The 25,617-nt window shown below is 71.8% G+C and carries 23 protein-coding genes; 13 read left to right on the top strand and 10 right to left on the bottom strand.

Annotated elements, in window-relative coordinates:
- Nucleotides 1-145: 145 nt before the first annotated feature.
- The gene (locus A6A06_RS30920) at nt 146-2,398 is read left to right on the top strand and encodes an ATP-binding SpoIIE family protein phosphatase (protein ID WP_073765590.1); all 2,253 of its coding nucleotides are present in this window, start codon (nt 146-148) and stop codon (nt 2,396-2,398) included.
- Here the strand turns inward: A6A06_RS30920 and A6A06_RS30915 are convergent.
- Together A6A06_RS30915 and A6A06_RS30910 are read right to left on the bottom strand one after the other, a co-directional pair.
- The gene (locus A6A06_RS30915; protein ID WP_073765588.1) at nt 2,287-3,447 is read right to left on the bottom strand and encodes an AI-2E family transporter; all 1,161 of its coding nucleotides are present in this window, start codon (nt 3,445-3,447) and stop codon (nt 2,287-2,289) included. The two genes, A6A06_RS30920 and A6A06_RS30915, sit on opposite strands and share 112 nt — an antisense overlap.
- Before the next feature lie 118 nt (nt 3,448-3,565).
- A complete protein-coding gene (locus tag A6A06_RS30910) occupies nt 3,566-4,522 on the bottom strand; it encodes a pirin family protein (protein ID WP_073765586.1) in 957 nt (318 codons plus the stop codon).
- Between the two features lie 205 nt (nt 4,523-4,727).
- On the opposite strand from A6A06_RS30910, the gene A6A06_RS30905 reads away from it, so the two are divergent.
- On the top strand, nt 4,728-5,498 hold the full coding sequence (locus tag A6A06_RS30905) for a hypothetical protein (protein WP_079194458.1): 771 nt from the start codon (nt 4,728-4,730) through the stop codon (nt 5,496-5,498).
- 139 nt (nt 5,499-5,637) lie between these two features.
- Here A6A06_RS30905 and A6A06_RS30900 read toward each other — a convergent pair whose 3' ends face one another.
- Entirely contained in the window at nt 5,638-6,108 is a 471-nt protein-coding gene (locus A6A06_RS30900) for an SseB family protein (protein ID WP_003980379.1), read from the bottom strand.
- Nucleotides 6,109-6,272: 164 nt separating this feature from the next.
- Here A6A06_RS30900 and A6A06_RS30895 point away from each other — a divergent pair, with 164 nt between their 5' ends.
- The 8 genes from A6A06_RS30895 (at nt 6,273) to A6A06_RS30860 (ending at nt 15,759) form a co-directional block, all read left to right on the top strand.
- Nucleotides 6,273-6,710 carry a hypothetical protein gene (locus A6A06_RS30895; protein WP_073765582.1) on the top strand — a complete coding sequence of 146 codons (438 nt, stop codon included), beginning with the start codon at nt 6,273-6,275 and terminating at the stop codon, nt 6,708-6,710.
- A 312-nt stretch (nt 6,711-7,022) separates the two neighbouring features.
- A complete protein-coding gene (locus A6A06_RS30890; RefSeq protein WP_073765580.1) occupies nt 7,023-8,849 on the top strand; it encodes an acyl-CoA dehydrogenase in 1,827 nt (608 codons plus the stop codon).
- A 339-nt stretch (nt 8,850-9,188) separates the two neighbouring features.
- Nucleotides 9,189-10,484: a M18 family aminopeptidase gene (locus A6A06_RS30885; protein WP_073765578.1), complete on the top strand. Its 1,296-nt coding sequence runs from the start codon at nt 9,189-9,191 to the stop codon at nt 10,482-10,484.
- Between the two features lies 1 nt (nt 10,485).
- Nucleotides 10,486-12,465 (top strand): AfsR/SARP family transcriptional regulator, encoded by a 1,980-nt coding sequence (locus tag A6A06_RS30880; RefSeq protein WP_073765576.1) that lies wholly within the window; start codon nt 10,486-10,488, stop codon nt 12,463-12,465.
- A gap of 203 nt (nt 12,466-12,668) precedes the next feature.
- Entirely contained in the window at nt 12,669-13,721 is a 1,053-nt protein-coding gene (locus tag A6A06_RS30875) for a hypothetical protein (RefSeq protein WP_073765574.1), read from the top strand.
- Between the two features lie 116 nt (nt 13,722-13,837).
- Entirely contained in the window at nt 13,838-14,530 is a 693-nt protein-coding gene (locus A6A06_RS30870) for a DUF4232 domain-containing protein (RefSeq protein ID WP_073765572.1), read from the top strand.
- 156 nt (nt 14,531-14,686) lie between these two features.
- Nucleotides 14,687-14,917: a DUF6458 family protein gene (locus A6A06_RS30865; protein ID WP_073765570.1), complete on the top strand. Its 231-nt coding sequence runs from the start codon at nt 14,687-14,689 to the stop codon at nt 14,915-14,917.
- Nucleotides 14,918-15,015: 98 nt separating this feature from the next.
- Nucleotides 15,016-15,759 (top strand): class I SAM-dependent methyltransferase, encoded by a 744-nt coding sequence (locus A6A06_RS30860; RefSeq protein ID WP_073766027.1) that lies wholly within the window; start codon nt 15,016-15,018, stop codon nt 15,757-15,759.
- Nucleotides 15,760-15,936: 177 nt separating this feature from the next.
- On the opposite strand, the gene A6A06_RS30855 is transcribed toward A6A06_RS30860, so the two are convergent.
- Together A6A06_RS30855 and A6A06_RS30850 are read right to left on the bottom strand one after the other, a co-directional pair.
- Nucleotides 15,937-16,320 carry a recombinase family protein gene (locus tag A6A06_RS30855; protein WP_242441025.1) on the bottom strand — a complete coding sequence of 128 codons (384 nt, stop codon included), beginning with the start codon at nt 16,318-16,320 and terminating at the stop codon, nt 15,937-15,939.
- A gap of 195 nt (nt 16,321-16,515) precedes the next feature.
- A complete protein-coding gene (locus A6A06_RS30850; RefSeq protein ID WP_073766025.1) occupies nt 16,516-17,718 on the bottom strand; it encodes a helix-turn-helix domain-containing protein in 1,203 nt (400 codons plus the stop codon).
- Between the two features lie 670 nt (nt 17,719-18,388).
- Here A6A06_RS30850 and A6A06_RS43155 point away from each other — a divergent pair.
- Nucleotides 18,389-18,751: a hypothetical protein gene (locus tag A6A06_RS43155; RefSeq protein WP_242441024.1), complete on the top strand. Its 363-nt coding sequence runs from the start codon at nt 18,389-18,391 to the stop codon at nt 18,749-18,751.
- A gap of 53 nt (nt 18,752-18,804) precedes the next feature.
- On the opposite strand, the gene A6A06_RS30840 is transcribed toward A6A06_RS43155, so the two are convergent.
- A complete protein-coding gene (locus A6A06_RS30840) occupies nt 18,805-20,670 on the bottom strand; it encodes an NHL domain-containing thioredoxin family protein (RefSeq protein WP_073765564.1) in 1,866 nt (621 codons plus the stop codon).
- An 83-nt stretch (nt 20,671-20,753) separates the two neighbouring features.
- Nucleotides 20,754-20,942, bottom strand: coding sequence for a hypothetical protein (locus A6A06_RS30835; protein ID WP_073765562.1), 189 nt, complete (start codon nt 20,940-20,942; stop codon nt 20,754-20,756).
- Between the two features lie 146 nt (nt 20,943-21,088).
- Here A6A06_RS30835 and A6A06_RS30830 point away from each other — a divergent pair, with 146 nt between their 5' ends.
- Nucleotides 21,089-21,583, top strand: a complete 495-nt coding sequence (locus tag A6A06_RS30830) for an LURP-one-related/scramblase family protein (RefSeq protein WP_073765559.1) — start codon at nt 21,089-21,091, stop codon at nt 21,581-21,583.
- A gap of 32 nt (nt 21,584-21,615) precedes the next feature.
- Here the strand turns inward: A6A06_RS30830 and A6A06_RS30825 are convergent, their stop codons facing one another.
- Nucleotides 21,616-22,404, bottom strand: a complete 789-nt coding sequence (locus tag A6A06_RS30825; RefSeq protein WP_073765557.1) for a carbon-nitrogen family hydrolase — start codon at nt 22,402-22,404, stop codon at nt 21,616-21,618.
- Between the two features lie 144 nt (nt 22,405-22,548).
- On the opposite strand from A6A06_RS30825, the gene A6A06_RS30820 reads away from it, so the two are divergent.
- On the top strand, nt 22,549-23,373 hold the full coding sequence (locus A6A06_RS30820; protein ID WP_073765555.1) for a maleylpyruvate isomerase family mycothiol-dependent enzyme: 825 nt from the start codon (nt 22,549-22,551) through the stop codon (nt 23,371-23,373).
- 132 nt (nt 23,374-23,505) lie between these two features.
- Here the strand turns inward: A6A06_RS30820 and A6A06_RS30815 are convergent, their stop codons facing one another.
- The gene (locus A6A06_RS30815) at nt 23,506-24,825 is read right to left on the bottom strand and encodes an MFS transporter (RefSeq protein WP_199931277.1); all 1,320 of its coding nucleotides are present in this window, start codon (nt 24,823-24,825) and stop codon (nt 23,506-23,508) included.
- Nucleotides 24,822-25,529: a GntR family transcriptional regulator gene (locus tag A6A06_RS30810; protein WP_079194457.1), complete on the bottom strand. Its 708-nt coding sequence runs from the start codon at nt 25,527-25,529 to the stop codon at nt 24,822-24,824. Before A6A06_RS30810 ends, A6A06_RS30815 begins: the two co-directional genes overlap by 4 nt.
- Nucleotides 25,530-25,617: the final 88 nt, after the last annotated feature.

Here is a 25,617-nt window from a genome sequence, read left to right as displayed (position 1 = left end):
TTGGGGGTGAGTTTCCTGTAACCGCTCCAGGTTACCGGTCACCCCCCAACCCCGTCGTTGACATATACGCGTCAAGATGGTCATGCGAAGATGGTGGTGCCCGCCGCGCTGGTCGGGCACCCTCAAACCCACATAAAGTGATGCAATGCGCACCAAGGAGCTCCTGGCCGCCACCGCGACCGGCCTGTGGCGCTGGGACAACGTCTCGGGTCGGGTGACCCTCGACGCCGAGACCGCCCGGCTGCTCGGGCTGCCCGCGAAGCCCGTCGAGCTGTCCGAGGCGGCCATGCGCTCCCGCCTCCACCCGGCCGACTTCGCCGAGATCACCGGCATCGTCAACCTCGCCGTCACCGAGAGCAGCATCGCCGAGGCCCGGCTGCGCGTGATGGACAGCGAGGGCCGGGTCCTGCGCACCGTACGCAGCCGCTCCCGGGCCTTCCTGCGCAGCGAGACCGACCACACGGACTTCGAGCTGGTCGGCACCGTCCAGGAGATCCCCGAGGCGCAGCCCGGCACCGCCTCCCCGCACGCCCCGGCCTCCGGCGACTGGCGCCGCTCCCGCGAGGCGTTCCTGCTGGACGCGGGCCGCGCGCTCGCCGAGGCGCACTCCACCGCCGAGGTGCTGCGCGTCGCCGCCGGCCTGTCCATGCCCGGCTTCAGCCCCGACGGCCTGGCGGTCTTCGGCATCGAGGGCGACCGGATCTCCGTCATCGGCCACCACGGCCACAAGCAGGGCGACATCGAGCCCTTCGTCGACATGCCGCTGGACACCGACTATCCGGCCGCCGAGGTGGTACGGACCGGCCGCGCCATCTATCTGCCGAGCCCCGACGACTACCGCCGCCGCTACCCCGCCACCTGGCCGCTGGCCACCGCCTTCCACCGCGAGTCCTGGGCCTTCCTGCCCCTGGTGAGCGCGGGCCGCACGATCGGCGCCTGGATGGCGGGCTTCGGCACCCCCGTCGCCTTCACGCCCGACGAGCGCTCGGTGCTCACCACCGTCGCCCGGATGCTCGCCCAGGCGCTGGCCCGCGCCGGTGACCAGGAGTCGCGGCGCGAGCTGACCGACGGCCTCCAGCGCAGCATGATGCCGACCGTGCAGCCGGACATCCCCGGCATGACGGTGGCGGCGCGGTACGTGCCGACCGGCGGCGGCCTGGAGGTCGGCGGCGACTGGTACGACATGATCACGCTGCCGTCCGGCCGGATCGCGCTGGTCATCGGCGACGTACAGGGCCACGACGTACGGGCCGCCGGCCTGATGGGACAGCTGCGGATCGCCCTGCGCGCCTACGCCTCGGAGGGCCACCACCCCGACGCGGTGCTCTCCCGCGCCTCCCGCTTCCTGTCCGGGATCAACGACACGGAGTTCGGCGGCGAGGACCCGCGCTTCGCGACCTGCCTCTACATCGAGGTGGACCCGGCGACCGGCCTGCTGGACATCGCGCGGGCCGGCCACCCCGACCCCACCATCCGGATGGCCGACGGCACCGTACTCGTCCGGCCGACCGCGGGCGGCCTGCCGCTGGGCATCGTGCCGGACACCGACTACCCGACCACCCGGCTCGTCCTGGAGCCCGGCGAGACGATGCTGGTCTGTACGGACGGGCTGATCGAGACCGGCGGGCACGACCTGGAGTCGGGCTGGGCGCGGCTGCGGCACGTCATCGAGACGTACGGGGCCGAGGACCCGGACGGGAACGCCACGGACGTGGCCGCCCCCACCCTGGAGGACGCGGCGGGCCTGGAGAAGCTCGCCGACGCGCTCGTCCAGGCCGTGCACGGCCCGCCCTCGTACCACACCACCGGCCCGTTCCTGGACCGCCGCGAGGACGACATAGCGATGCTGCTGCTGTGCCGTGCGGGCGGCAGCTGCGGGGTCGGCACCGGCGGTGCGGCGGCGCACCAGCCCGTCCGCCGTACCGTGCTGACCGTCAAGCAGTCCGAGCCCCAGCGGATAGCGGAGGCGCGCGGCCAGGTCCGCGACGTACTGCACGACTGGACCGACGAGGACCAGGTCGACTCGGCCGTCCTGATGGTCTCCGAGATGGTCACCAATGTGCTGATGCACACGGACGGCGACGCGCTGCTGGTCGCGGAGATCACCGGCGTGCGGGGCAGCCGCCGTATCCGGGTCGACGTCGCCGACAGCAGCGACGAGCTGCCGCACCGCCGCACCCCGGGCGAGCTGGCGTCCTCGGGGCGCGGCCTGGTGCTGATGGAGCTGCTGGCGGGCGCGTGGGGCGTGGACCCGCGCGGTGACGGCAAGTCGACGTGGTTCGAGCTCTACGAGGACGCGGCGGGCGGCGCCGAGCCGTCCCTGGCGGACATGTCCGCCCCGCCGTTCGAGCCGCCGGTCGAGTCGCCGGTCGGCTCGCTGCCCGAACCCGCCGCGTAGTGCCGGCGCAGCTCCGAGAGCACGCCGAAGGCCGCCGCGGTCAGCGGCACGGACAGCAGCATCCCCATGACCCCGGCGACGCTGGCGCCCGCGGTGATCGCCAGCATCACGATCGCCGGGTGCATCTGGACCGTACGGCTCTGCACCATCGGCTGGAGGATGTGGCCCTCCAGGAAGAACACCACCAGGACGATGCCCAGTGTCCAGATCGCGATGGCCGGACCGCGGTCGTCGGCGAACGCGACCAGCACGGCCACCGAGCCGGACAGGAACGAGCCCAGGTACGGGATGTAGGCGCCGACGAAGACCAGCGCGCCCAGCCCGAAAGCGCCGGGCACCTGGAGGATCAGCAGGCCGACGGTGATGCCGATGGCGTCGATCAGCGCGATCAGCGTCGTACCGCGCATGAAGCCCTCGATGGCCTGGTAGCCGCGGCGGGCCATCTGCTCCAGCCCCGGCCCGGAGTCGCCGGGCGCCCAGTCGTGCAGGGCCCGGACGGCCTTGTCCGCGTCGCGCAGGAAGAAGAACGTCAGGAACAGGGCGAGTACGGACGCGGCGAGGGTGGCCGCGACGACGCCGACGCCCTCCAGGACGCCGGTGGCCGCGGTGCCGCCGAACTTCCCTATGAGCGGCTTGGCGTTGGAGACGATGTCGTCCAGTGAGGTGCCCGCGGCGCCGAAGTGCCGGGACACCTCCTTGGCGGCGTCCTTGAGCGAGGCGATGATCTGGTCACCGGTGTCGATCAGCGCGCTGACGACGATGTACCCGGCGCCGCCGACCACCACGACCAGCAGCGCGCAGGTCAGCCCGGCGGCCAGCGAACGGTTGAGTTTCATCGCCACCAGCCGCCGGTAGACCGGCCCGAGCAGCGCGCTGCCGAGCAGGGCCAGCAGGACGGGGGTGACAGCGGCGCTCAGCGTCACGCACAGCCACACGCCGACGGCCACCACGGCGGCGACGAGCAGGCCCACACCGCACCAGGCCGCGGAGCGGCGGGCGGCGACCGGGAGCAGCGGCTGACGGTCCGGGGATTTCAGATCGTTTCGCACCCTGCCAGTGGATCACGGAGCCGCCCGCGTACGACGGCATTCCGCCGCGAGCGGATGCGGCCTTGATACGGACGCGGGCGGGTACGGGCCGCGTCCGGCCCGTACCCGCCCGTCCGGCTCAGTGGCCTTCGGCCGGTACCGTCCCCAGCCGTCCGGCCTGGAAGTCCTCGAAGGCCTGGGCCAGTTCGGCGTGGGTGTTCATGACGAACGGGCCGTAGTGCATCATCGGCTCGCGGATCGGCTGCCCGCCGAGCAGCACGACCTCCAGGTTGGGACTGCGGGACTCCTGCGTGGCGTCCGCCCGGATGGTGAGCGAGTCGCCGCCGGGTCCGAACACGACGGCCTGGCCGGTACGGAACGGGCGGCCGAGCGGCCCGGCGGTGCCGCGGCCGGCCAGTCCGTACGCCAGCGCGTTGAAGTCCGAACGCCACGGGATGGTCACCTCGGCCCCGGGATTGACCGAGACGTGCACCATCGTGATCGGGGTGTGGGTGATGCCCGGCCCCTCGTGACCGTCGACGGAGCCCGCGATGATCCGCAGCAGCGCGCCGCCGTCCGCCGAGGTCAGCAGCTTGACCTGGCCGCCGCCGATGTCCTGGTAGCGCGGCGCCATCATCTTGTCCTTCTTGGGAAGGTTCACCCACAGCTGGAGGCCGTGGAAGAGCCCGCCCGTCATGACCAGGTCCTCCGGCGGCGCCTCGATGTGCAGCAGGCCGGAGCCCGCCGTCATCCACTGGGTGTCGCCGTCGTTGATCACGCCACCGCCGCCGTGCGAGTCGCGGTGGATGAAGCTGCCGTCGATCAGGTAGGTGACGGTCTCGAAGCCGCGGTGCGGGTGCCAGGGGGTGCCCTTGGGCTCGCCCGGCGCGTACTCCACCTCGCCCATCTGGTCCATCATGATGAACGGATCCAGGTACGTGTAGTCGATGCCGGCGAAGGCACGCCGTACCGGAAAGCCCTCCCCCTCGAAACCGCCGGGCGCGGTGGCGACGGACAGCACGGCGCGCGGACGGGCGTCGGCGGGCGCTGCCACCCGGGGCAGGGTCAGCGGGTTCTCTACGGTCACTGCGGGCATGACGGCCTCCTCGGTCGTTCGTCATTCAACTTAGTTGAACCCTGAACAACCTGCAAGGCGTCCGCCATTCCCGCCCGGCCACCCACCGGTCGCCGCCGGGAAAAGGGCTGGTCACGGGGGTGCCCGGAAACGGTGGGCGGCGCACCGCTTCCGGCACGCGCACACCTCTCGCGCCGGGCGCCGCGGCAGGAGCACCCTGGACCGCATGGGCGCATCCGCTCCGGACCCCGCGGGCCGCAACGACGAGTGGAGGCAGCCGGGCCAGGGTCCCCCGGCCGCCTCGGGCCAAGGACAGCCGGCATCGCCCGGCCCGCCGTACGCATCCCCGCCGTACGCCTCCCCGCCGCCACCGCCCCCGCGCAAACGCCGCCGCAAGGGCTGTCTGACCTGCGGAATCGCCGCGGCCGTCGGGGCGGTGATCGCGCTGGTCGCCGTCCTCGTCATGGTCAACGCCGTCGGCGGCTCCGACGGCGGCGCGAAGGAGGGCGGCGGCTCGGCCGGCCCCTCCGCGTCCGCCGGGCAGGGCAAGGTCACCAAGGAGCTGTACGACCGGATCCGTGCGGGCATGACCGAACAGCAGGTCACCGCGATCACCGGCCCGTGCGAGTCCTCCGCGGAGAACGAGGTGGCGGGCGTCCGCGGCAAGGTGCTGACCTGCCCGGGAGCCGAATCCTTCAGCTCGGCGACGTTCACCTTCGCCAACGGGAAGCTGGCCGCCAAGGGCCAGGTGGGGCTCGGCGGCGCGGAGGCGCGGAAGGGGACGATGACGAAGGAGAAGTACGACCGGCTGCGGAACGGGATGACCGAGAAGGAGGCGCTGGCCATCGCCGGGACGTGCGAGAAGAACTCCGATGTGGACATGGCGGGCAGCTCCGCCACCGTCTACAGCTGCAACGCCGCCGACGGGCTGGGCAGCGCCGCGCTCACCTTCGCCAACGGAGAGCTGGTGGCGAAGGCGCAGACCGGACTGGAGTGACGGGCCGGGGGCCGGGGCAAGCGCGGCGGCGCCGGGCACCGCCGCCCCGGGCGGACGTCAGCCATCCACCCGGCGCACCGCGGCCCAGCCGTCCACCCGGCGCACCGCGGCCCAGCCGCACATCCGGCGCATACGCGGCTCAGCCGTACATCCGGCGCATCGCGAAGTCGACCATCTGCTCCACCGACTTGGCGTCGAAGACCATGCGGTGGTCGCCCTCCATGTCCAGGACGAAGCCGTAGCCGGTGGGCAGCAGGTCCAGCACCTCGGCGCCGGTGATCACGAAGTACTTGGACTCCTTGCCCGCGTACCGGCGCAGCTCCTTGAGCGAGGTGAACATCGGGATGACCGGCTGCTGGGTGTTGTGCAGCGCCAGGAACCCGGGGTTGTCGCCACGCGGGCAGTAGACCTTGGAGGTGGAGAAGATGCCCTGGAAGTCCTCCGCCGACATCGAGCCGGTGGTGAAGGCCCGCACCGCGTCGGCGAGGGAGGGCGGGGACGGCTCGGGGTAGAGGGGCTGCTCGCCGTAGCCGCCGGGGGCCGGGTGCTGCGGCGGGGGCGCACCGTACTGCTGCTGCCCGGCGCCCGCGTTCTGGTCGTAGCCGTACATGCGGCACAGCGTACTGAGTCGGCGCGGCACATACGCCGCTCCGCGGGAAGCGCCCCGCTACGTTGGAGGGGACCCGCACCTGGCCGCACCCGCCCGCACCTGCCCACATCCGCCCACATCCGCCCGAAGCCGCCTGCCCGCCCGACCGACGAGGCCACTCACCGATGACCGACCGCGACCGCCCGAAGCCGCGCATCACCCGCGGCGGCGTGCTGCTCACCCTGACCGCCGTGACCGCCTGCGGGCTGATGCTCTTCGGCGCCCTCCAGCTCAAGCAGGCGCAGATCGCCTGGTCCCTGACGTACGAGGCCACCTCCACCGGCGGGCCGCCGCACGCCGACGGGGTGCGCTACCGGCACACGCCCGGCGACGGCCAATCCGAGGAGCGGCTCGGCGGGACACGGCTGCCCTGGCGGAAGTCGGTGACCGTGGGCGGCGGCGAGGAGGCGCGAGTGGAGGTGCGGCCGGCCGGGGACGGCACGGCCTCCTGCCGGATTCTGCTGGACGGCGAGCGCCAGGTCGCCGCGGGGCGGTCCCCCGGGCCCGGCAAGCCCGCCGTGTGCCGGGTGACCGCCAGTGACACGTCGCAGAAGTGGCCGTAGGGGCTTGGGGGAGCCATAGGGGCGTAAGGGCAGGGCCGCACGGGCGCGAACGGAGGACCCGTACGGCTTCCCGGATGCCCGAAAGGGCTGATCGGCCCGGCAGAAGGGGCACAGAGAAAGGGTCCCGCGGCCTGGCATGTCTACGGCAGGGACCCTGGCGGTGCCCAGGGACGCTCGTCACAGATGGGCGGTCAGGGGTTGCTTCTTATTACCGACCGGTAGCATCATCGTAGCTACTTGCTGGTATTGCGTTTTTGAGGTCCCTCGCTCCCGGGCGCTGGGTCTCCTCCCGAACCTTACGGAGCCGTACCCATGGGCCACTACAAGTCGAATCTCCGCGACATCGAGTTCAACCTCTTCGAGGTGCTCGGCCGCGACAGCGTGTACGGCACCGGACCGTTCGCGGAGATGGACGTCGACACCGCCAAGAGCGTGCTGAGCGAGATCGCCCGGCTCTCCGAGAACGAGCTGTCCGACTCCTTCGCCGACACCGACCGCAACCCGCCGGTCTTCGACCCGGACACCAACACCGCGCCGGTGCCCGACACCTTCAAGAAGAGCTACCAGGCGTACATGGACGCCGAGTGGTGGCGTCTGGGCATCCCGGAGGAGATCGGCGGCACCACCGCGCCGCGCTCCCTGCTGTGGGCCTTCGCCGAGACCATCCTGGGCGCCAACCCGGCGATCTGGATGTACGCCTCCGGCCCGGCCTTCGCCGGTGTGCTGCACGAGGAGGGCACCGAGGAGCAGCACAGGATCGCCCAGCTGATGGTGGACAGGCAGTGGGGCTCCACCATGGTGCTGACCGAGCCCGACGCGGGCTCGGACGTCGGCGCCGGCCGCACCAAGGCCACGCAGCAGGCGGACGGCTCCTGGCACATCGACGGCGTGAAGCGCTTCATCACCTCCGGTGAGCACGACATGTCCGAGAACATCGTGCACTTCGTGCTCGCCCGCCCCGAGGGTGCCGGTCCGGGCACCAAGGGTCTGTCGCTGTTCATCGTGCCGAAGTACGACTTCGACTGGGAGACCGGCGAGCTGGGCGAGCGCAACGGCGCCTACGCCACCAACGTCGAGCACAAGATGGGCCTGAAGGCCTCCAACACCTGCGAGATGACCTTCGGCGCCAACCGCCCGGCCAAGGGCTGGCTGCTGGGCGAGAAGCACGACGGCATCCGCCAGATGTTCAAGATCATCGAGTTCGCGCGGATGATGGTCGGCACGAAGGCCATCGCCACCCTCTCCACCGGCTACCTCAACGCCCTGGAGTACGCCAAGGAGCGCGTGCAGGGCCCGGACCTGGCCGCCTTCACCGACAAGACCGCGCCGCGCGTCACCATCACCCACCACCCCGACGTGCGCCGCTCGCTCATGACGCAGAAGGCGTACGCGGAGGGCATGCGCGCCCTGGTGCTCTACACCGCGACCGTCCAGGACGAGATCCTCGCCAAGGAGGCCGCGGGCGAGGACGCCTCCGCCGCGACCCGCCTGAACGACCTGCTGCTGCCGATCGTCAAGGGCTACGGCTCGGAGAAGTCCTACGAGCAGCTCGCCCAGTCGCTGCAGACCTTCGGCGGCTCCGGGTACCTCCAGGAGTACCCGATCGAGCAGTACATCCGCGACGCCAAGATCGACACCCTCTATGAGGGCACCACCGCCATCCAGGGCCAGGACTTCTTCTTCCGGAAGATCGTCCGTGACCAGGGCCAGGCGATGACCGCGCTCTCCGAGGAGATCAAGAAGTTCCTCGCGGAGGCCGTCGGCGGCGAGGCGCTGGAGGAGGCCCGCGGCGAGCTGGCCCAGGCCGCCGCCGACCTGGAGGCGATCGTCGGCGCGATGCTGACCGACCTGGCCGGGACCGAGAAGGACGTGAAGTCCATCTACAAGGTGGGGCTGAACACCACCCGCCTGCTGATGGCCTCCGGCGACGTCGTCATCGGCTACCTGCTCCTGAAGGGCGCCGCGGTCGCCAGCGAGAAGCTGGCGGGCGCCTCCAGCAAGGACAAGCCGTTCTACGAGGGCAAGATCGCGGCGGCGAAGTTCTTCGCGCACAACGTGCTGCCGGCCGTATCCGTGCAGCGTGGCCTGGCCGAGACCGTCGACCAGTCGCTGATGGAGCTGGACGAGGCCGCGTTCTGAGGTGACCCGAGAGGCAGGGCGCGTGCTGCGGGCGTTCTAAGGGCGGCTTAAGGCACGTCCGAAAAAAGCGCTGTGCGAAACGCTCTCACACCCTTCTCAGACAAGCGCGCCAGACTGGCGTTGCCCGCCTCCCATCCCCCGGGGAGGCGGGCATCGTCGTCCGGCGGGCCGCCGTGCCCGGGTCACCGGACCGGCCCGCGCCGTACGGCTGGAGTTCATCCGCCACCGCACTCAGGTGCCGGGCCGCTGCCCGCCCGGCGGGCCGTGAGGTTCCCATACCGTGATGCGTGGGGATTCGTATACGGGGGAAGGGCTCCCGGCAGTCCTTATGCTGAAACCATGAGCCAATCCGCCCGCTTCGACCGCGGCCATACCGACGACCTGATGTCCTTCCTCGCCGCAGCCCCCTCGCCGTACCACGCGGTGGCCAACGCGGCCGAGCGGCTGGAGAAAGCGGGCTTCCGGCAGGTGGCCGAGACCGACGCCTGGGACGGCGAGAGCGGCGGCAAGTACGTCCTGCGCGGCGGCGCGATCATCGCCTGGTACGTCCCGGAAGGCGCCACGGCCGCCACTCCGTACCGCATCGTCGGCGCGCACACCGACTCGCCCAACCTGCGCGTCAAGCCGATCCCGGACACCGGCCACCGCGGCTGGCGCCAGGTCGCCGTCGAGGTCTACGGCGGCACCCTGCTCAACACCTGGCTCGACCGCGACCTGGGCCTGAGCGGCCGGGTCACGCTGCGCGACGGCAGCACCCGGCTGGTCAACGTCGACCGCGCGCTGATGCGGGTGCCGCAGCTCGCCGTCCACCTGGACCGCTCGGTCAACGCCGACGGCCTCAAACTGGACAAGCAGCGTCATATGACACCGATCTGGGGTCTGGGCGAGGTGCGCGAGGGCGACCTCGTCGCCTTCGTCGAGGAGGAGATCGGCGCGGCGCCCGGCGACATACGCGGCTGGGACCTGATGCTCCACAGCATCGAGCCGCCCGCCTACCTCGGCCGCGACCGCGAGCTGGTGGCCGGGCCGCGGATGGACAACCTGATCTCCGTACACGCCGGTACGGCCGCGCTGGCGGCGGTCGCCACGGCCCAGGAGGAGCCGCCCTACATCCCCGTACTGGCCGCCTTCGACCACGAGGAGAACGGCAGCCAGTCCGACACCGGCGCCGACGGCCCGCTGCTCGGTTCCGTACTGGAACGTTCCGTCTTCGCCCGTGGCGGCGTGTACGAGGACCGCGCCCGCGCCTTCGCCGGGACGGTCTGCCTCTCCTCCGACACCGGCCACGCCCTGCACCCCAACTACACGGAGCGGCACGACCCCGGCCACATCCCCCTGCCCAACGGCGGACCGATCCTGAAGGTCAACGTCAACCAGCGCTACGCCACCGACGGCAGCGGCCGCGCGGTCTTCGCGGACGCCTGCGAGCGGGCCGGCGTGCCGTGGCAGTCCTTCGTCTCGAACAACGCGATGCCCTGCGGCACCACCATCGGGCCCATCACCGCCGCCCGGCACGGCATCGCCACGGTCGACATCGGTGTCGCCATCCTGTCGATGCACTCGGCGCGCGAGCTGTGCGGCAGCGAAGACCCGCACCTGCTGGCAAGCGCCATGACGGCATTCCTGGAGAGCTGAGTTGGACTTCACCCTGCTGGGCACGATCTCCGTCGCCACCGGCACCGGTGAGCTGGCGCTCGGGCCCGCCAAGCGGCGCAGCGTACTGGCGCTGCTGCTGCTTCAGCCCAACACCACCGTCCCACTGGAGCAGTTGATCGACTCCCTGTGGGAGGACGAGCCGCCGGAACACGCCCGTACGGTCGTCCAGGGCCATGTCTCGCGGCTGCGCGCGACGCTGGCCGGGGGCGGCGCCGAGGCGTACGGCATCGAACTGGCCACCCACGGCTCGGCGTACCTGCTGCGCCTGCCCGAGGAGCTGATCGACGCCCACCGGTTCGCGGAGCTGGTCGCGCTGGCCCGCCCCGAGGCGGCGCCCGGCGACGCGGTGCCGCTGCTGCGCGAGGCGCTCGGACTGTGGCGCGGCCCCGCGCTCACCGGCACCGTCACCAGCCCGCCGTTCGCCGCCGCCGCGCACGCCCTGGAAGAGCAGCGGCTGGCGGCGACCGAGGCGCTGGCGCGCGCACACGGCGCCCTCGGCGAGCACGAACAGGCCGCGGCCATCCTCTACACGGCCGCGGTCAACAACCCGCTGCGGGAGGGAATGGTCGCCGAGCTGATGCGCGCGCTGTTCCGTACGGGGCGGCAGTCGGACGCGATGGAGTGGTTCCACCGGACGCGGCGGCTGCTCGACGAGGAACTGGGCGTCGGCCCGGGGGCACGGCTCAAGGGTGCGTACGAGGAGATCCTGCGCGCGGAGGAAGCGGGAGCCGGGGGACGTGCACAGGGAGACGCGGCCACCGGCCGGGGCGGCGCGTCCGCACCGGCGGGCGGCGCGCAGCGCACCGGGCGCCAGGGCGACTCCGCCGATGCCGCTCGCGCGTCCGCCGGAGGCGGTGACACCGCGGCCAACGACCCTCGCGTACCCGCCCAAAGCGGGCGCGGGACCACGGGCGGCTCCCCCGGCCGGAACGCCGGGCAGCCCGCCGCGCCCCGGCTGCTGCCCCGGCCGCCCGCCCGCTTCCTCGGACGCGAGCAGCACCTCGCCGCACTGACCACCGTGGTGCAGTCCGCCGACCCCGGCGAAAGCCCCCTCGCCGTCGTCACCGGACCGGCCGGCGTCGGCAAGACCGCCTGCGCGGTGCAGTGGTCCCACGCGTACGCCGGGGCCTTCCCCGACGGCCAGCTCTTCGCGGACCTGCGCGGCTTCAACGAGGGCGCGGCGGCCGAACCCGTCGAGATCCTCCGCGACTTCCTGCTCGCGCTCGGCACACCCCCCGAACGCGTACCGACATCCGCCCAGTCGGCCTCCGCGCTCTTCAGATCGCTGGTCGCCGGACGACGGCTGCTCGTCGTCCTCGACAACGCGCAGAGCTCCGGCCAGGTACGGCCGCTGCTGCCCGGCGGCCCGCACTGCGCGACGGTCGTCACCAGCCGCAGCCGCCTCGACGGCCTGGTCGCCACCGACTGCGCCCGCCCGGTGGCCCTCCAGGCACTCGGCGCGGCGGAGGGCACCGCGCTCCTCGGGGCGATGCTCGGCGCGGAACGGGTCGCCGACGACCCGGACGCCGCGCAGGAACTGGTCGCCCTGTGCGACGGGCTGCCCCTGGCCCTGCGCGCCGCCGCGGCACAGCTGACGGCCCGCCCGCGCTGGCGGCTGGCCCGCCTGGCCTCCGCCCTGCGGGACGAACGGCGGCGCCTGGCACTGCTGTCCGCCGAGGACACCGGCGTCGCGGCGGCCCTGCGGATGTCCGTGGCCCGCCTCTCGGCCGACGACGCGCGCCTGCTCAGCGCGCTCGCCGCCAACGCCGACGGGCACCTGAACGCGTCCGTCGCGGCGGCCCTCGCGGGTTCCGCCCCGGAGGACATCCAGGACAGCCTGGACCGGCTCACCGAAATGCACCTGGTCGACGAGGAGTCCACCGACGTCTACACGATCAGCACCCTGACCCAGCTCTTCGCCCGCGACGAGGGGCCGGCCGGGGGGCGTATCGGGGGGTGAGGGGCGGAGGCCGGTACGGGGGCGGCCTCAACCATGGGTACGGGGGACGGGGCGGCTCCAACGGCAGCGGCAGGTACGGCAGCGGCAGGTACGGGGGGCGGAAACGGACGGGAGCCGACGAACCCGTACCTTCCGAGAGCCCCCGCTCCCCTCCTTCCCCATGAACGGTTCCCTTCCCGGCCGGGACCCCCTACCGTCTGCGCATGATCAAAAGTCGGTACCTCGCCGCGGCCGCCGCCCTCGCCTGCACGGCGCCCCTCGTCGCCGCCCAGACCGCCACCGCGCGGACCGCCACCGCCCGGCCCGCCGACGCCGGTTCACGGACCGCGGTCCGCGCCCCGGCCTGGCAGCAGGTGGGCGACGGCATCACGTCGGGCATCAGCGGCATGGCCGTCATACCGGGCCCCCGGGCGGGCAGCCCGGATTCGCACGCGGGCAGCACCGGCTCGCGGGCAGGCAGCACTGGCTCGTACGGGGGCAGCACCGGCTCGTACGCGGACGGCACCGACCTCCTCGTGGCCCGCGACAACAAGGAGCCCGGCGAGAACCGGCTGGCCGTCATACACCTGCGGCCCGGCGACCGGCCCCAGGTACGGCCGCTGGCCTGGAAGGGCAGCAAGGCCCCCGCCGACCTGGAGGCCCTCGACGCGGTCCCCGGCAGGACCGGCGAATACGTCGCCCTGACCAGCGCCGGCAAGGGCTACCACCTGCGCCTGGACACGGCAGCAGGCGTGGCGCGCACCCTCGGCACCTTCACCGTCCCCGGCGCGTCGGAGGACGACAACTACGAGGGTTTCGCGCTCTCCTCCCAGGGCCACCGGCTCGTCGCCGTATGGGCCGACCGCGGCGAGGACGACCGCCCCGGCACTCTGCACGCCGCCGGACTGGACCTCGCCCGCCGCACCTTCGCCAAGCCGGTCACGGCGACGTTCCGGGCTCCGTACCCCGCCGCGCACGTACGGCACATAAGCGACGTGAAGATCTCCGCGTCCGGAGCGCTCAAGGTCTCCTCGGCCTCGGACCACGGCGACGACGGCCCCTTCGACTCCGCCGTCTACGATGCGGGCAGGGTGACCGTCGACCGCAAGGGCACGGTACGGCTGTCCGTACGGCGTGCCCCGGAGTCCCTCGGCCGCTACACCGGCCACAAAATAGAGGCACTGGCCTGCCTGCCGCACTCCCGCCGTGGCGTGCTCGGCACCGACGACGAGAACGCGGGCGGCGCGCTGCGCATCGTCTCCGGCGGGCTCTGCTGAGGCAGGGCCCGGCAGCACCGCGCCGGTTCCGTTAGGCAAGCGTTAGCCAGGCGGCAGGGGAGCACGTCAGGGTGGCATCACACCATGGAGCAACCGCAGCGACCCCGGGAGATCCCATGCCGCGCGACACCGTCACGGAGGCCGCCACCGCCCGCCGCGCCCGTCGCCGTGCCGTCGGCGGGCGTCCCCGTACCCGTATGCTGCGCGCCGTCGCCGCCGGGCTCACCGCGACGGCCGCGCTCGGCCTGCTCAGCGCCTGCGGCGGGCAGCAGGCGCTCAAGACCAGCGACGCCAAGCCGTTCCACCCCTTCGGCAAGGACTCCGGAGGCTCGGACGAGCCGCTGGGCCCGGGAATGCCCAGCAGCTCCCATACGGATCTGACCGCCAGCAGCGGCAGCCACCCGGCCTGCGACCCCTCGAAGGTCGTGGTCGCGGCCAAGCCGCTCCCCCAGCCGCCCGGCCACCTCCTGCTCCAGGTCACCAACGTCTCCAGCGCGGCCTGCGACCTGTACGGCTTCCCGCACCTGCGGGCCGGCAGCACGGTCCCGGCCACCGGCCCGCACGGCAAGGCCGCCCCTCCCGCGCCGCTCACCCTCGCCCCGGGCGGCACCGCGTACGCCGCCCTCACCCCGTCCCCCGACGGCTCCGGCCACGAGGCGAGCACCCTGACGGTCGGCTTCACCGACCACCACGGCCGCGGCATACCCGGCGCCGGCGCGCACGTACGGCTCCCCGGCGGCGTCCGCATCGGCAACGACGCGCAGGTAACTTTCTGGACCTACGACGTGAACCAGTCAGTCCACCCGTAACACCCACAACCCCCGTACCCCCCTCAACTGCCTCAACTACCCTCCCTCCCCCGCATACACCCTCCCGCGATTGGCACCTCCGGCCCCGGGTACCCGGGCAACGACCGGCCCGGAACATCCAATCCGGAACATCCAATTGCGTACGGAGGCACAACCATGGGCATCGGATGGTGCATCGGCCTGCTCGCGCTGGGCGGCATCCTGACCTTCGCGGTGGACTGGCAGATGGCCGGAGTCAATCTCCACCTCGTCGGCCTGATCCTCATGGCGGTCGGCATCATCGGCATCGCTGCGTACGTCAGCATCTTCAAGCGCCGCCGCATGCAGCCGCCGAGCCCGGCTGCCCCGGTGGTCGAGGAGACCCACCGGATGCACTACGACGACTGACCGCTGACGGCAACGCACACACGCCACCGGCCAACTCCCGCCACCCGTAAAACCATTCGACACCCACGGCCGCCGCAAGGATCGTGTACGCCATGCCCCTGCGACAGGAAGAAATCTGGGACGCGGAAACCGCTCGGAGTTACGACACGCCCGGCACCGGCATGTTCGCACCGGAGGTGCTGACCCCCGCCGTGGACCGCCTCGCGGAACTCGCGGGCGGCGGCCGGGCGCTGGAGTTCGCCGTCGGCACCGGCCGCGTAGCCGTACCGCTCGCGCGCCGCGGCGTCCCGGTCACCGGCATCGAGCTGTCCCAGCCGATGATCGACCAACTGCGCACCAAGGCGGACGAGACGACCGTCCCGGTGGTCGTCGGCGACATGGCGACCGCCTCGGCCCCCGGCCCGTACCAGCTCGTCTACCTCGTCTTCAACACCATCTCCAACCTCCTCACCCAGGCCGAACAGGTCGCCTGCTTCCGCAACGCCGCCCGCCACCTCACCCCGGGCGGCCGGTTCGTCATCGAACTGGGAGTCCCGGAACTGCGCCAACTCCCGCCCGGCCAGCAAGCGGTGGTCTTCGAATCAACCCCCGGCTACCTCGGCGTAGACACCTACGACCCCCTCAACCAACACCTCATCTCCCACCACTTCCGCTACACCGAAGACGGCCAGGCCCACCTGTCCCGCAGCCCACACCGCTACATCTGGCCCGCAGAACTCGACCTCATGGCCCAACTGGCCGACTTCACCCTGGAGTCCCGCCACGCGGACTGGAGCGGCACCGAATTCACAGCGGAGTCGGGGTCACACGTCTCGGTGTACCGGTTGGGGCAGGACGCGTAGCGGCCCGCCATCAGTGATGCTCCCGTCGTTGGTGATGGCGCAGGAGCACGTTGGCGTCGGTCTCCGCGCTGCCGTCCCGCCGGGCCCTGGCGTCGGCTCGTTGCGCGGCGAGTGCTGTGCAGGTCTCGCAGCCTGGGGCGGGGACGGGTGGGCGGCTCATGTCTTCTTGCGGGAGGTTCACGGCTTTCGGTCCTCGCGCTGGTGAACGTAGCCCTGGACGTGCAGGAAACCGCCGGCCTTTTCGATCTCGCGCGCTGTCGCGTCGTACTCCTGAGGTACGGGAGAGATCATCGAGCGCCACGCCGTGAGCACGGCACCGGCTTCGCCGCGCTGCACCCGCTCGACTGCTCGCCGCAGCCCGTCGCGTAGCTCAGGGGGCAGCGACCCCGCGTGCTCCTCGACCACGTCGGAGATCTCCCACCCGAACGCCTCGGCGTACTCGGTGCATCCCTCGCGGGGCGTGCGGAGGTCTGTTCCGGGGGCACCGCACAGGTAGATGACGCAGCGGAAGCGGGCGATCCCGTCGGGCTCGGTAGGGACGTCGGCCTCGTCCGGCCACATGCCTCCCGCCGCGTCCGCAAGTGCCCGACGGCGTCTCAGGTCGTCTCCGGTTCGGCGGAGTCCTGTCCGTTCCTGCCTCTGTCCGCTTCCCACACCATTCATGTACCAAGCGTGCCGATGAGGTCGCTCACAGTGAAGTGGCGGAGCGTAGGACCGAAGCCCTTCACCGGTCTCGGCTCGTATGCTCCGTACGACTCACACGATCAAGGGCACGCCGATCACCTCGCCGATCCTCCGGACACGCGCCGTCGAGACCTTCGCCAGCCGCTTCCCGATGACGGCGGGCAGCGCCTGGTGCCTGACCCACTCCGGAGCGTCGAGTCCCACTTCGACCAGTGTGTCGCCTGCCTGCTCGTGGAGGCCGGTGCCGCACTGGGCGAGGGCGACGTCGAGCTTGTAGCGGTTTCGCGCGAGTTTGGGCATGGAAGGAGGCAGTTCTGTGCGAGCGGCCAGATTCAGTGCCTTTCCGTGGTTTCCGAGCGCCACGGCGATTCCCACGGCCTCGGTGTTCGCCGCGGTGGGCCCGAAATGTGTGCCGTACAACGCCACATCGCGGCCGAGCCTCGCCGCTGCCGCATGCGCCTGCGACAGGTAGTCATCCGCGGATACGGAATCGCCCCGTCGCGAGGCGGCGACGGCCGCAGAGATCATCAGACGGCCGTACGCGAGCAGTTGCGGGCCGGACGCCTTGCTGAACGACGGCTCGATCCGCAGCGCGGCACGCTCGGCGACGGCAACCGCCCGGGATACTTTCGCGCTCCGCAGGTGAATCCACGACAACGTCGACTCCAGGAGCGCGGTCAGCACGCCGTCACCGGAGTCTTCCGCCAGGCGGCGCGCAGAGGTGAGCGCGCTCAGGGCGAGGTCGCGCTGGCCGAGGAGAATCGCGGCCGACGAAGCGAACTGATAGGTACCGGCGAGGACCGATCCCAGACGTTCACGCTCATGCCCCGTCGCCTGCCCGTACCGGGCAGTCCCTTCCAGCAGCACCTTGGCAATGAGTTCGCTCAGCTCACCGTAGTCGCCGCGCCAATAGGTGGCCTCCACGCGCTGGTGAGCGGCCGACAGTTCGCCGAGCGTGCTCGGCTCTCCGGCACCCTCCCAGTCCCCCAGCGCACTCTCGTGCACCGCGTCGGAGAGGCGCCGCAGAGCGGCCCTGGTGTCCCGGCTCGCGCCCCGGCGCGGTGCCTGCTGGCCCAGGATCACGGACACGTCCGAGTTCAGCGCGCCGGCGAGCTTCAGCAACGAACCGACGGACAGCTCGCCACGATCCTGCTCGGCTTTCTGCACCAGGGCGAGCGATACGCCCGCGGCCTCGGCGAGCCCCTGCTGTGTCAGGTCGGAGCCGCGCAGGTGCTTGATGCGCTTACCGTTCGTCAAGTCGGCCCAGTTGCTCACGATCACCTCGGTGGGTTCGATCAGGCTCAGCGGCTGTACTTCGATGGTAGGTCCTGCCACTGACACGCCAAGGGTGAACAGATCACCCGGATTGCGAAATGCACCGACGCGCCGACGCACCGGTCGATACCCGCCCCGAAAAGGCGACATTTTCCCGCACGTGATCAATGCAATCGAGTGGCCCTCCACGCATCGCCCCGCATGACGAAGAAATGCGACAACGCCGGTCATTGATGACGGAGCGCCCGCCGACGGGCACTGGCGTATCGAGGACCACTCGCTATGGTGTTCGTGCCATGACACCGTCACACGCACCACCGCCGCACCCGTAATGCCGATCGCAGTGACATCACTGGGGGAACTCATGACCGCACGCCGATCTCGCCGCTCCCGTCGCTCCGCCGCGTACGCGGCGCTGGCCGTTGCGATGGCCGGGTCGCTCGCTCTGACCGGGTGTTCCGGGAATTCGAAGAGCGCGAAGAAGTCGTCGTCGAAGTCGTCGAAGTCCTCGTCGAAGAGCAAGAAGAAAAAGATCATCGGTGGTGGCGCGGCGGCGGGCGCGGGCGCCGGCGCGGTGGCCGGTTCGCGGGGTGCGCGGGCGTGCGGGCCCGGCATGTTCCGGTTCGAGGTGTACTCGCACGCGCCGAACGACCATGTCGTGATCAAGGCCGTGAACACCAGCAGCACCCGCTCCTGCCTGGTCTACAACCACCCGCTGATCCGCTTCGGCGGTGCCAAGGACCCGCTGCCGCTGCTCAAGGGCAGCAATGTGATGGGTGGGGACGTGGAGACCGTCCGCCCCAAGGGCACCGTCTGGGCGAGCATCCCCACCGCCACCGCCGCCCAGAAGGGCAGCGGCAAGAAGACGTACGCGACGATCGAGTTCAGCGGCAGCGACCTGAACGGCTCCCCGAAGGGGCCGCCGCAGCGCGTCGACTTCCGTAACGCGCCGGTGGCGGTCGGCGCCTCGCAGGTCACGTACTGGCAGAGCACGCTGAACCGTGCGGAGAGCTACACGAAGCCGAAGGGGTAGGGGGTGAGGGGGCGGGCGCGGCCGGGTGGTCCCGGGCCGCACGCCGCCCCGCGTCACCCGGCGGTCGCCTCGCCCGCCTCGCCCGCCTCGTCCATCCCCGCCAGCACCAGCGCCAGCCGCCCCGTGCCGCCGTCGACGACCCGTACCGGGACGCCCCAGTCCTGCTGGTGCACATGGCAGGCGGGGTACTCGATCGCCGGGTCGTCGTCGCAGGACGCCGCCATCGCGGAGACGTGCAGCACGCCCTCCGTCACGCCGTCCGCGAGGACCAGTTCGCGGCTGAGGTCGGTGTCCGCGCCGTCGCCGGAAGCCAGCAGCTCCGGGGGCGTGGAGCTGACCAGCAGCCGGGTGGACGGGCCGTACCGGAGGTCCAGCTTCTGGCCCGCCGGGGCCTGGAAGACGACGTCCAGGCGTAGCTTGCCGGGGCCGACCTCGGTCGCCGCGCGCTGCGTGCGGTGCGCGACCGATTCGACCCGTACGGCCTCCTCGGGCAGCCGCAGCCGGGTCAGCCGGTGCCGCGCCGACTCGACGACGACGATGTCCGGGTCGCCGGAGCCGTCGCCGCCCACGAGCACCGCGTCCGACGGCTCGCGCAGGTCGGTGGCGAGCGTGGTGACCTGGCCGGTCGCCGGGTCGTAGCGGCGCAGCGCGTGGTTGTACGTGTCGGAGACGGCCACCGAGCCGTCGGGCAGCGCGGTGACGCCCAGCGGGTGCTGGAGCAGCGCCTGGGCCGCGTCGCCGTCGCGGTGCCCGAAGTCGAACAGTCCGGTGCCGACCGCCGTGTGCACGACGAGGTCGGTGTCGAGCCAGCGCACCGCGCTGGTCTCGGAGTCCGCGACCCACAGCCGGTCGCCGCCCGCCGCCAGCCCGGACGGCTGCGCGAACCACGCCTCGGCGGCGGGGCCGTCGACGAGGCCTTCGTTCGTCGTACCGGCGACCGCCTCGACGGTTTCCGTGGCCGGGTCGTACGTCCACAGCTGGTGTACGCCCGCCATCGCGATCCACAGCCGGTCCTGCCACCAGGCCACGTCCCACGGCGAGGACAGATCGACGGCGAGGGCGGGGCCGGTGGTCGCGGAGCCCTGCCACCACTGCTTGCCGGTGCCGGCCACGGTCGTGATCTCGCCGCTCTCCGGGTCGAACGTGCGGATCGCGTGGTTGACGGTGTCGGCGACGGCGATCCTGCCGTCCGGAAGCAGCGCCAGTCCCTGCGGCTCGCTGAAGGAGTCCGGGCCGAGGCCGCGCTCGCCGCTGCCGATCCGGCGCAGTACGGTCTCGCCGTCCGCGGCCAGCTCCACGAGCTGGTGCCGGGTGGTGTCGGAGACCAGGAACGTGCCGCCGGGCAGGCGCAGCGCCTTGCCGGGGAAGCGCAGGTCGGTGGCGACCGGCTCCGGCGGCACGTACGGGCCGTCGCCGCGCCGCAGCGTGCCCTTGGCCTCGTGCTCGGCCTCCAGCTCCGCCACCAGCGTCTCGATGGCGTGCGCGTGCCCCTCGCCGGCGTGCTGGGCGACGACGTACCCCTCGGGGTCGATGACGACCAGCGTCGGCCAGGCGCGCACCGCGTACTGCTTCCAGGTGGCCAGCTCCGGGTCGTCCAGCACCGGGTGCTCGACCTCGTACCGCTCGACGGCGTCCACCACGGCCTGGTGCTCGGCCTCGTGCACGAACTTCGGCGAGTGCACCCCGATGATCACGACGGTGTCCCGGTGCCGCTCCTCCAGCTCCCGCAGCTCGTCCAGGACGTGCAGGCAGTTCACGCAGCAGAAGGTCCAGAAGTCGAGGATGACGATGCGTCCTCGCAGGTCGGTGAGGGTGTACTCCTTGCCGCCGGTGTTCAGCCAGCCGCCCTTGCCGATCAGCTCGGGGGCGCGGACACGGGCGCGGCGCGGGGTGTTCGGGGCGGGGGCGGCGTCGTTCATGGTTCAAGGGTGCCACCTGGGCATGAACACCCGGTCACGGCCGTACGACGCGGGTCACCCGCGGTGGGGCGACGGCCCCCGCCTCACGTCCACCCCGGCTCCAGCGTCACCCCGTGTTCCGTGTGCATGTGCTGGCTGATCAGGACGCGGGCGTCCGTCTCGGCGCTGTGGTCGCGGGTGGCCGCTGCGCGGCGGCGGGCTGTGGCGAGGCGGGTGCACCGGGGGCAGCCCGCCTCGGGGGTGAATCGCCGTGTCGTCGCCGCGTCTGCCATGGGGTCATGGTCGGCGCGCGGCGGACCGCGGCGGTGAAGGACCCGCGCAGGGGGTGCGCAAGGTCACCTGGCTGCGCGGGCCGGGTGGCGGCGAGTCCCGGGGTGGCGCGGGGCATCGACACGTGGCGGCCGGGAACATGGCTGCCATGAAGTTTCTCGTTCATGACCGGATCTTCGGCATCGGTGACGACTACTGGATCGACGACGAGCACGGACGGCACGCCTATCTCGTCGACGGGAAGGCGCTGCGGCTGCGCGAGACCTTCGAGCTGAAGGACGCCGAGCGGCGGGTGCTGGTCACCATCCGCAAGAAGTGGCCCGCCCTGCGCGACACGATGACGATCGAGCGGGACGACCGGCCGCTGGCCACCGTCCGGCGCAAGCGGCTGTCGCTGCTGCGCAACCACTACCGCGTGGAGCTGGTGGACGGCACCGAGCTGGACGTCAGCGGCAAGGTCCTGGACCGTGAGTTCGCCGTCGAGTACGACGGCGAACTCCTGGCCGACATCTCACGCCGCTGGCTGACCCTGCGGGACACCTACGCCGTGCACGTCGTACGGGAGGACGCCGACCCGTCGCTGCTGATCGCCGTCGCGGTGTGCGTGATCCGCCTCGCGGAGCGGGAGAGGGGGGAGGATTAGAAGAGGTCAGGGGAGGGGGTGAGGGGGCGGCGTTACGGCTTGTCGAGGCCGAGTACGCGGTCGCGCAGGGCCGGGAAGTCCGCGCGGGTCTTGCTCACCTTGGCCGGATCCAGCTCCACGGTCAGCACCTCCTCGTACGGCCCGGCCTCCGCGAGCACCTCGCCCCACGGGTCGACGACGACGCTGTGGCCCGCCTGCTCTACGCCGCCGTTGGTGCCCGCGGTGCCGCAGGCCAGCACGTAGCTCTGGTTCTCCACCGCGCGGGCGCGGGCCAGCAGCGACCAGTGCGCGCGGCGGCGGGCGGGCCAGCCGGCGGGGATCACGAGGAGCTGCGCGCCCGCGTCCGTCAACTGCCGGAAGAGTTCGGGGAAGCGCAGGTCGTAGCAGGTGGCCAGGCCCAGTGTCGTCTCCGGGAGCGGCACGGTGACCACCGCGTCGCCGGCGCCCATCAGGACCGCCTCGCCCTTGTCGAAGCCGAAACGGTGGATCTTGCGGTAGGAGGAGGCGAGGCTGCCGTCCGGGGCGAAGACGAGGGAGGTGTTGTAGAGGGTGCCGTCGGGGGCGCGTTCGACGAAGGAGCCCGCGTGCAGCCAGGTCCCGGCGTCCCGGGCGGCCTGCGACATCGCCTGATATGTGGGGCCTTCGAACGGTTCCGCCTCGTCGGCGAACGTCTCGAACGCGAACGCGCCGACCGGCCACAGTTCGGGCAGGACGACGAGATCGCCGCCCGCGCGCTCGCGGACCAGTGAACCGGCTCGCTCACGGCGTGAATTGGCCGGTTCCGCCGGGTCCACGTGCATCTGGATCAGTGAAGCGCGCACAGTACCACCGCCTAAGCATTCGAACCGGTCCGCCGTCAAAAATCGACCTACGATGGTCACCCGAAAGCGCTGCCCGGGTGCCCGTGCGCAGCGTAACTTAACTGAACAGACAGCAGCCCGCGTACGAACCGTCCGAGGGGTCCCGTGACCGTCCATCCCAGCCTGCAACCCTCCATCGACGCCTGGACTCATTCCATCGAAGCGATATCCGAGCTGGTCGGCCCACTCGTCGAAGGGGAGTGGAGCAGGGCGACGGACCTCCCCGGGTGGTCCGTGCGGGACGTCGTCTCGCACATCATCGGCCTGGAGAGCGAGATGCTCGGGGACCCCCGTCCCATCCACACGCTGCCGCGCGACCTCTACCACGTACGCACCGAATTCGCCCGCCGGATGGAGCTCCAGGTGGACGTCCGGCGGCATCACACCGGTCCGGAGATGACCTCCGAGCTGGAGTACATGGTCATCCGCCGCGCGCGGTCGCTGCGCAACGAGACCCGCGACCCCGAGACGGTGCTGCGTACCCCGCTCAACGAGGAGCGCACGCTCGCGTACGCCCTGCGGCAGCGGGCGTTCGACGTGTGGGTCCACGAACAGGACCTGCGCCGCGCGCTGGTCGTGCCCGGCAACCTCGACTCCCCCGGCGCGCAGCTCACCCGCGACCTGCTGCTGATGGCCCTGCCGAAGGTGGTCGCCAAGGACGCGGGCGCGCCCGCCGATTCGGCCGTGGTCTTCGATGTGAGCGGCCCGCTGGAGTTCATGCGCACGGTCCGGGTGGACGCGCAGGGCAACGGCACGATCGACGCGAGCGTCTCGCTCGGCCCGGCCGTGACGCTCGCGATGGACTGGGAGACGTTCTACCGGCTGGCCTGCGGCCGGGTGCGGCCCGCCGCCGTCGCCGAACAGGTGAAGATCGACGGCGACCGGCCGCTGGCCGACGCGGTTCTCGCGCACTTCGCGGTCACGCCGTAGCCGCCGAGGTCATGTCGGAGCCCTCACGATCACGCCGTAGCCGCCGAGGTCATGTCGTAGCCCTCGCGATCACGCCGTAGCCGCCGAGGTCACGCCGTAACCGCCGCAGCCGCCCGGTCCGGCCGCCCCCGGTCACGCCGGTACGTGCACCGCCTCCACCCGGCTGGTCACCAGCCGCTCCCGCTCCCGCCGGTGCGCCTGCCCGCGCAGCCGCAGGATCTGCGCGACGCCCAGCGCCTCCAGGACGAAGACGGAGACGAACGCGATCCGGTAGTTGTCGCCGGTGGCGTCCAGCAGGACGCCGATCGCCAGCAGCGTCGTCATCGACGCGGTGAAGCCGCCCATGTTGACGATGCCGGAGGCGGTGCCCTGGCGCTCCGGCGGGTTGGCCGGGCGGGCGAAGTCGAAGCCGATCATCGAGGCGGGGCCGCAGGCGCCGAGCACCGTGCACAGGACGATCAGCAGCCACACCGGCGCGTGGTCGGCCGGCCAGGCCAGGGTGAGGGCCCACAGCAGTGCGGTGGCGGCGACGGTGCCGAGGGCCAGGGGCGTACGGGCGTTGTGGTGGCGGGCGATGACCTGCCCGTAGACCAGGCCGACGACCATGTTGGACAGCACGACGAGGGTGAGCAGTTCGCCCGCTTCGCCGCGCGTCAGGCCCTGCGCCTCGACGAGGAACGGCAGGCCCCACAGCAGCAGGAAGACCATCGCCGGGAACTGGGTGGTGAAGTGCACCCACATGCCCAGCCGGGTGCCCGGCTCGCGCCAGGCGTCGGCTATCTGGCGGCGGATGTAGGCGCCGCCGGTGTGGGTGGCGGGTGCCGGGGCGGGTTCGAAGCCCTCGGGGTGGTCCTTGAGGAAGGCCAGCACCAGGGCCAGGACGAGGAAGCCGCCGACCGCGCTGGCCGCGAAGGTCGGTGTCCAGCCGAAGGTGTGCAGCAGGCGGGCCAGGACGAGGGTGGAGACGAGGTTGCCCGCCATGCCGATGAGGGCGGCGACCTGGGCTATCAGCGGGCCCCTGCGGGCCGGGAACCAGCGGGCGCCCAGCCGCAGCACGCTGATGAACGTCAGCGCGTCGCCGCAGCCCAGCAGGGCCCGGGAGCCCAGCGCCATGGCGTACGACTGCGACAGCGCGAAGCCGAACTGGCCGACGGTGTAGAGCACGACGCCCAGGATCAGCACCTTCTTGGTGCCGAGCCGGTCGACCATCAGGCCGACGGGTATCTGCATCCCCGCGTAGACGAGCAGTTGGAGGATGGAGAAGGTGGAGAGCGCGGAGGCGTTGATGTGGAAACGTTCCGCCGCGTCCAGTCCCGCCACGCCGAGGCTCGTACGGTAGGTGATCGCCACGAAGTAGACGGCGACGCCGATGCCCCAGACGGCCATGGCTCTGCGGCCGCCGGGCGGGTCGCCGGGCAGGAGGGTGCCGTGGCCCGTGGTGGTGGCGCTCATCGGGCGTCTCCCTGCGCCAGGTTGCGCACCCAGCTGACGTGCCGGTGTACGGCGTCCACGGCAGCCGCCGCGTCCCCGGCGCGCAGCGCCTGGAGGATCTCGCCGTGCTCCGCGATGTTCTTCGCGATGCGGTCCGGGTTGGCGTGCATCACCGCGACGCCCATCCGCAGCTGCCGGTCCCGCAGCTGCTCGTACAGCCGGTCCAGGATCTGGTTGCCGGCGCTGCGCACGATCGCCGCGTGGAAGCAGCGGTCGGCGACCGACACGGCGGCGAGGTCGCCGGAGGCGGCCAGCTCCTCCATCTTCGCGAGCTGTTCCTCCAGCTCGGTGATGAGCGCGGCGGCGGCCGGGACGGCCTTGCGCGCCGCGTGCTCCTCGACCAGCAGCCGGGTCTCCACCACGTCCGCGATCTCCTGTGCGGAGACCGGCAGGACCATGGCGCCCTTCTTCGGGTAGAGCTTCAGCAGCCCTTCGACCTCAAGGCGCAGCAGTGCTTCCCGTACGGGCGTCCGCGAGACGCCGACGGCCTCGGCCAGCTCCCCTTCGGTCAGCAGCATGCCGCCCTCGTAGTGCCGCTCCAGTACGGCCTGCTTGACGTAGGCGTAGACGCGCTCGGCGGCGGGCGGGGCTTTGGCGGGGGCGGGAGCGTTCGTGGTGCGTGGGATGTCCGGGGCAGAAGTGACCGGAGCGGCAGCTGAGGACATGTGCACAGCATAGATACAACACGTATGCGTCGGGCAGGGCGGTCCAGGATGCGGACGGAGGCGGGGAGGGCGCGGACGGGCGCAAGGG

Origin of the sequence: Streptomyces sp. CB02923 (genome assembly GCF_001905005.1) — a bacterium.
Taxonomy (GTDB): Bacteria; Actinomycetota; Actinomycetes; order Streptomycetales; family Streptomycetaceae; genus Streptomyces.
This window is presented reverse-complemented; position numbering and strand designations above follow the sequence as displayed.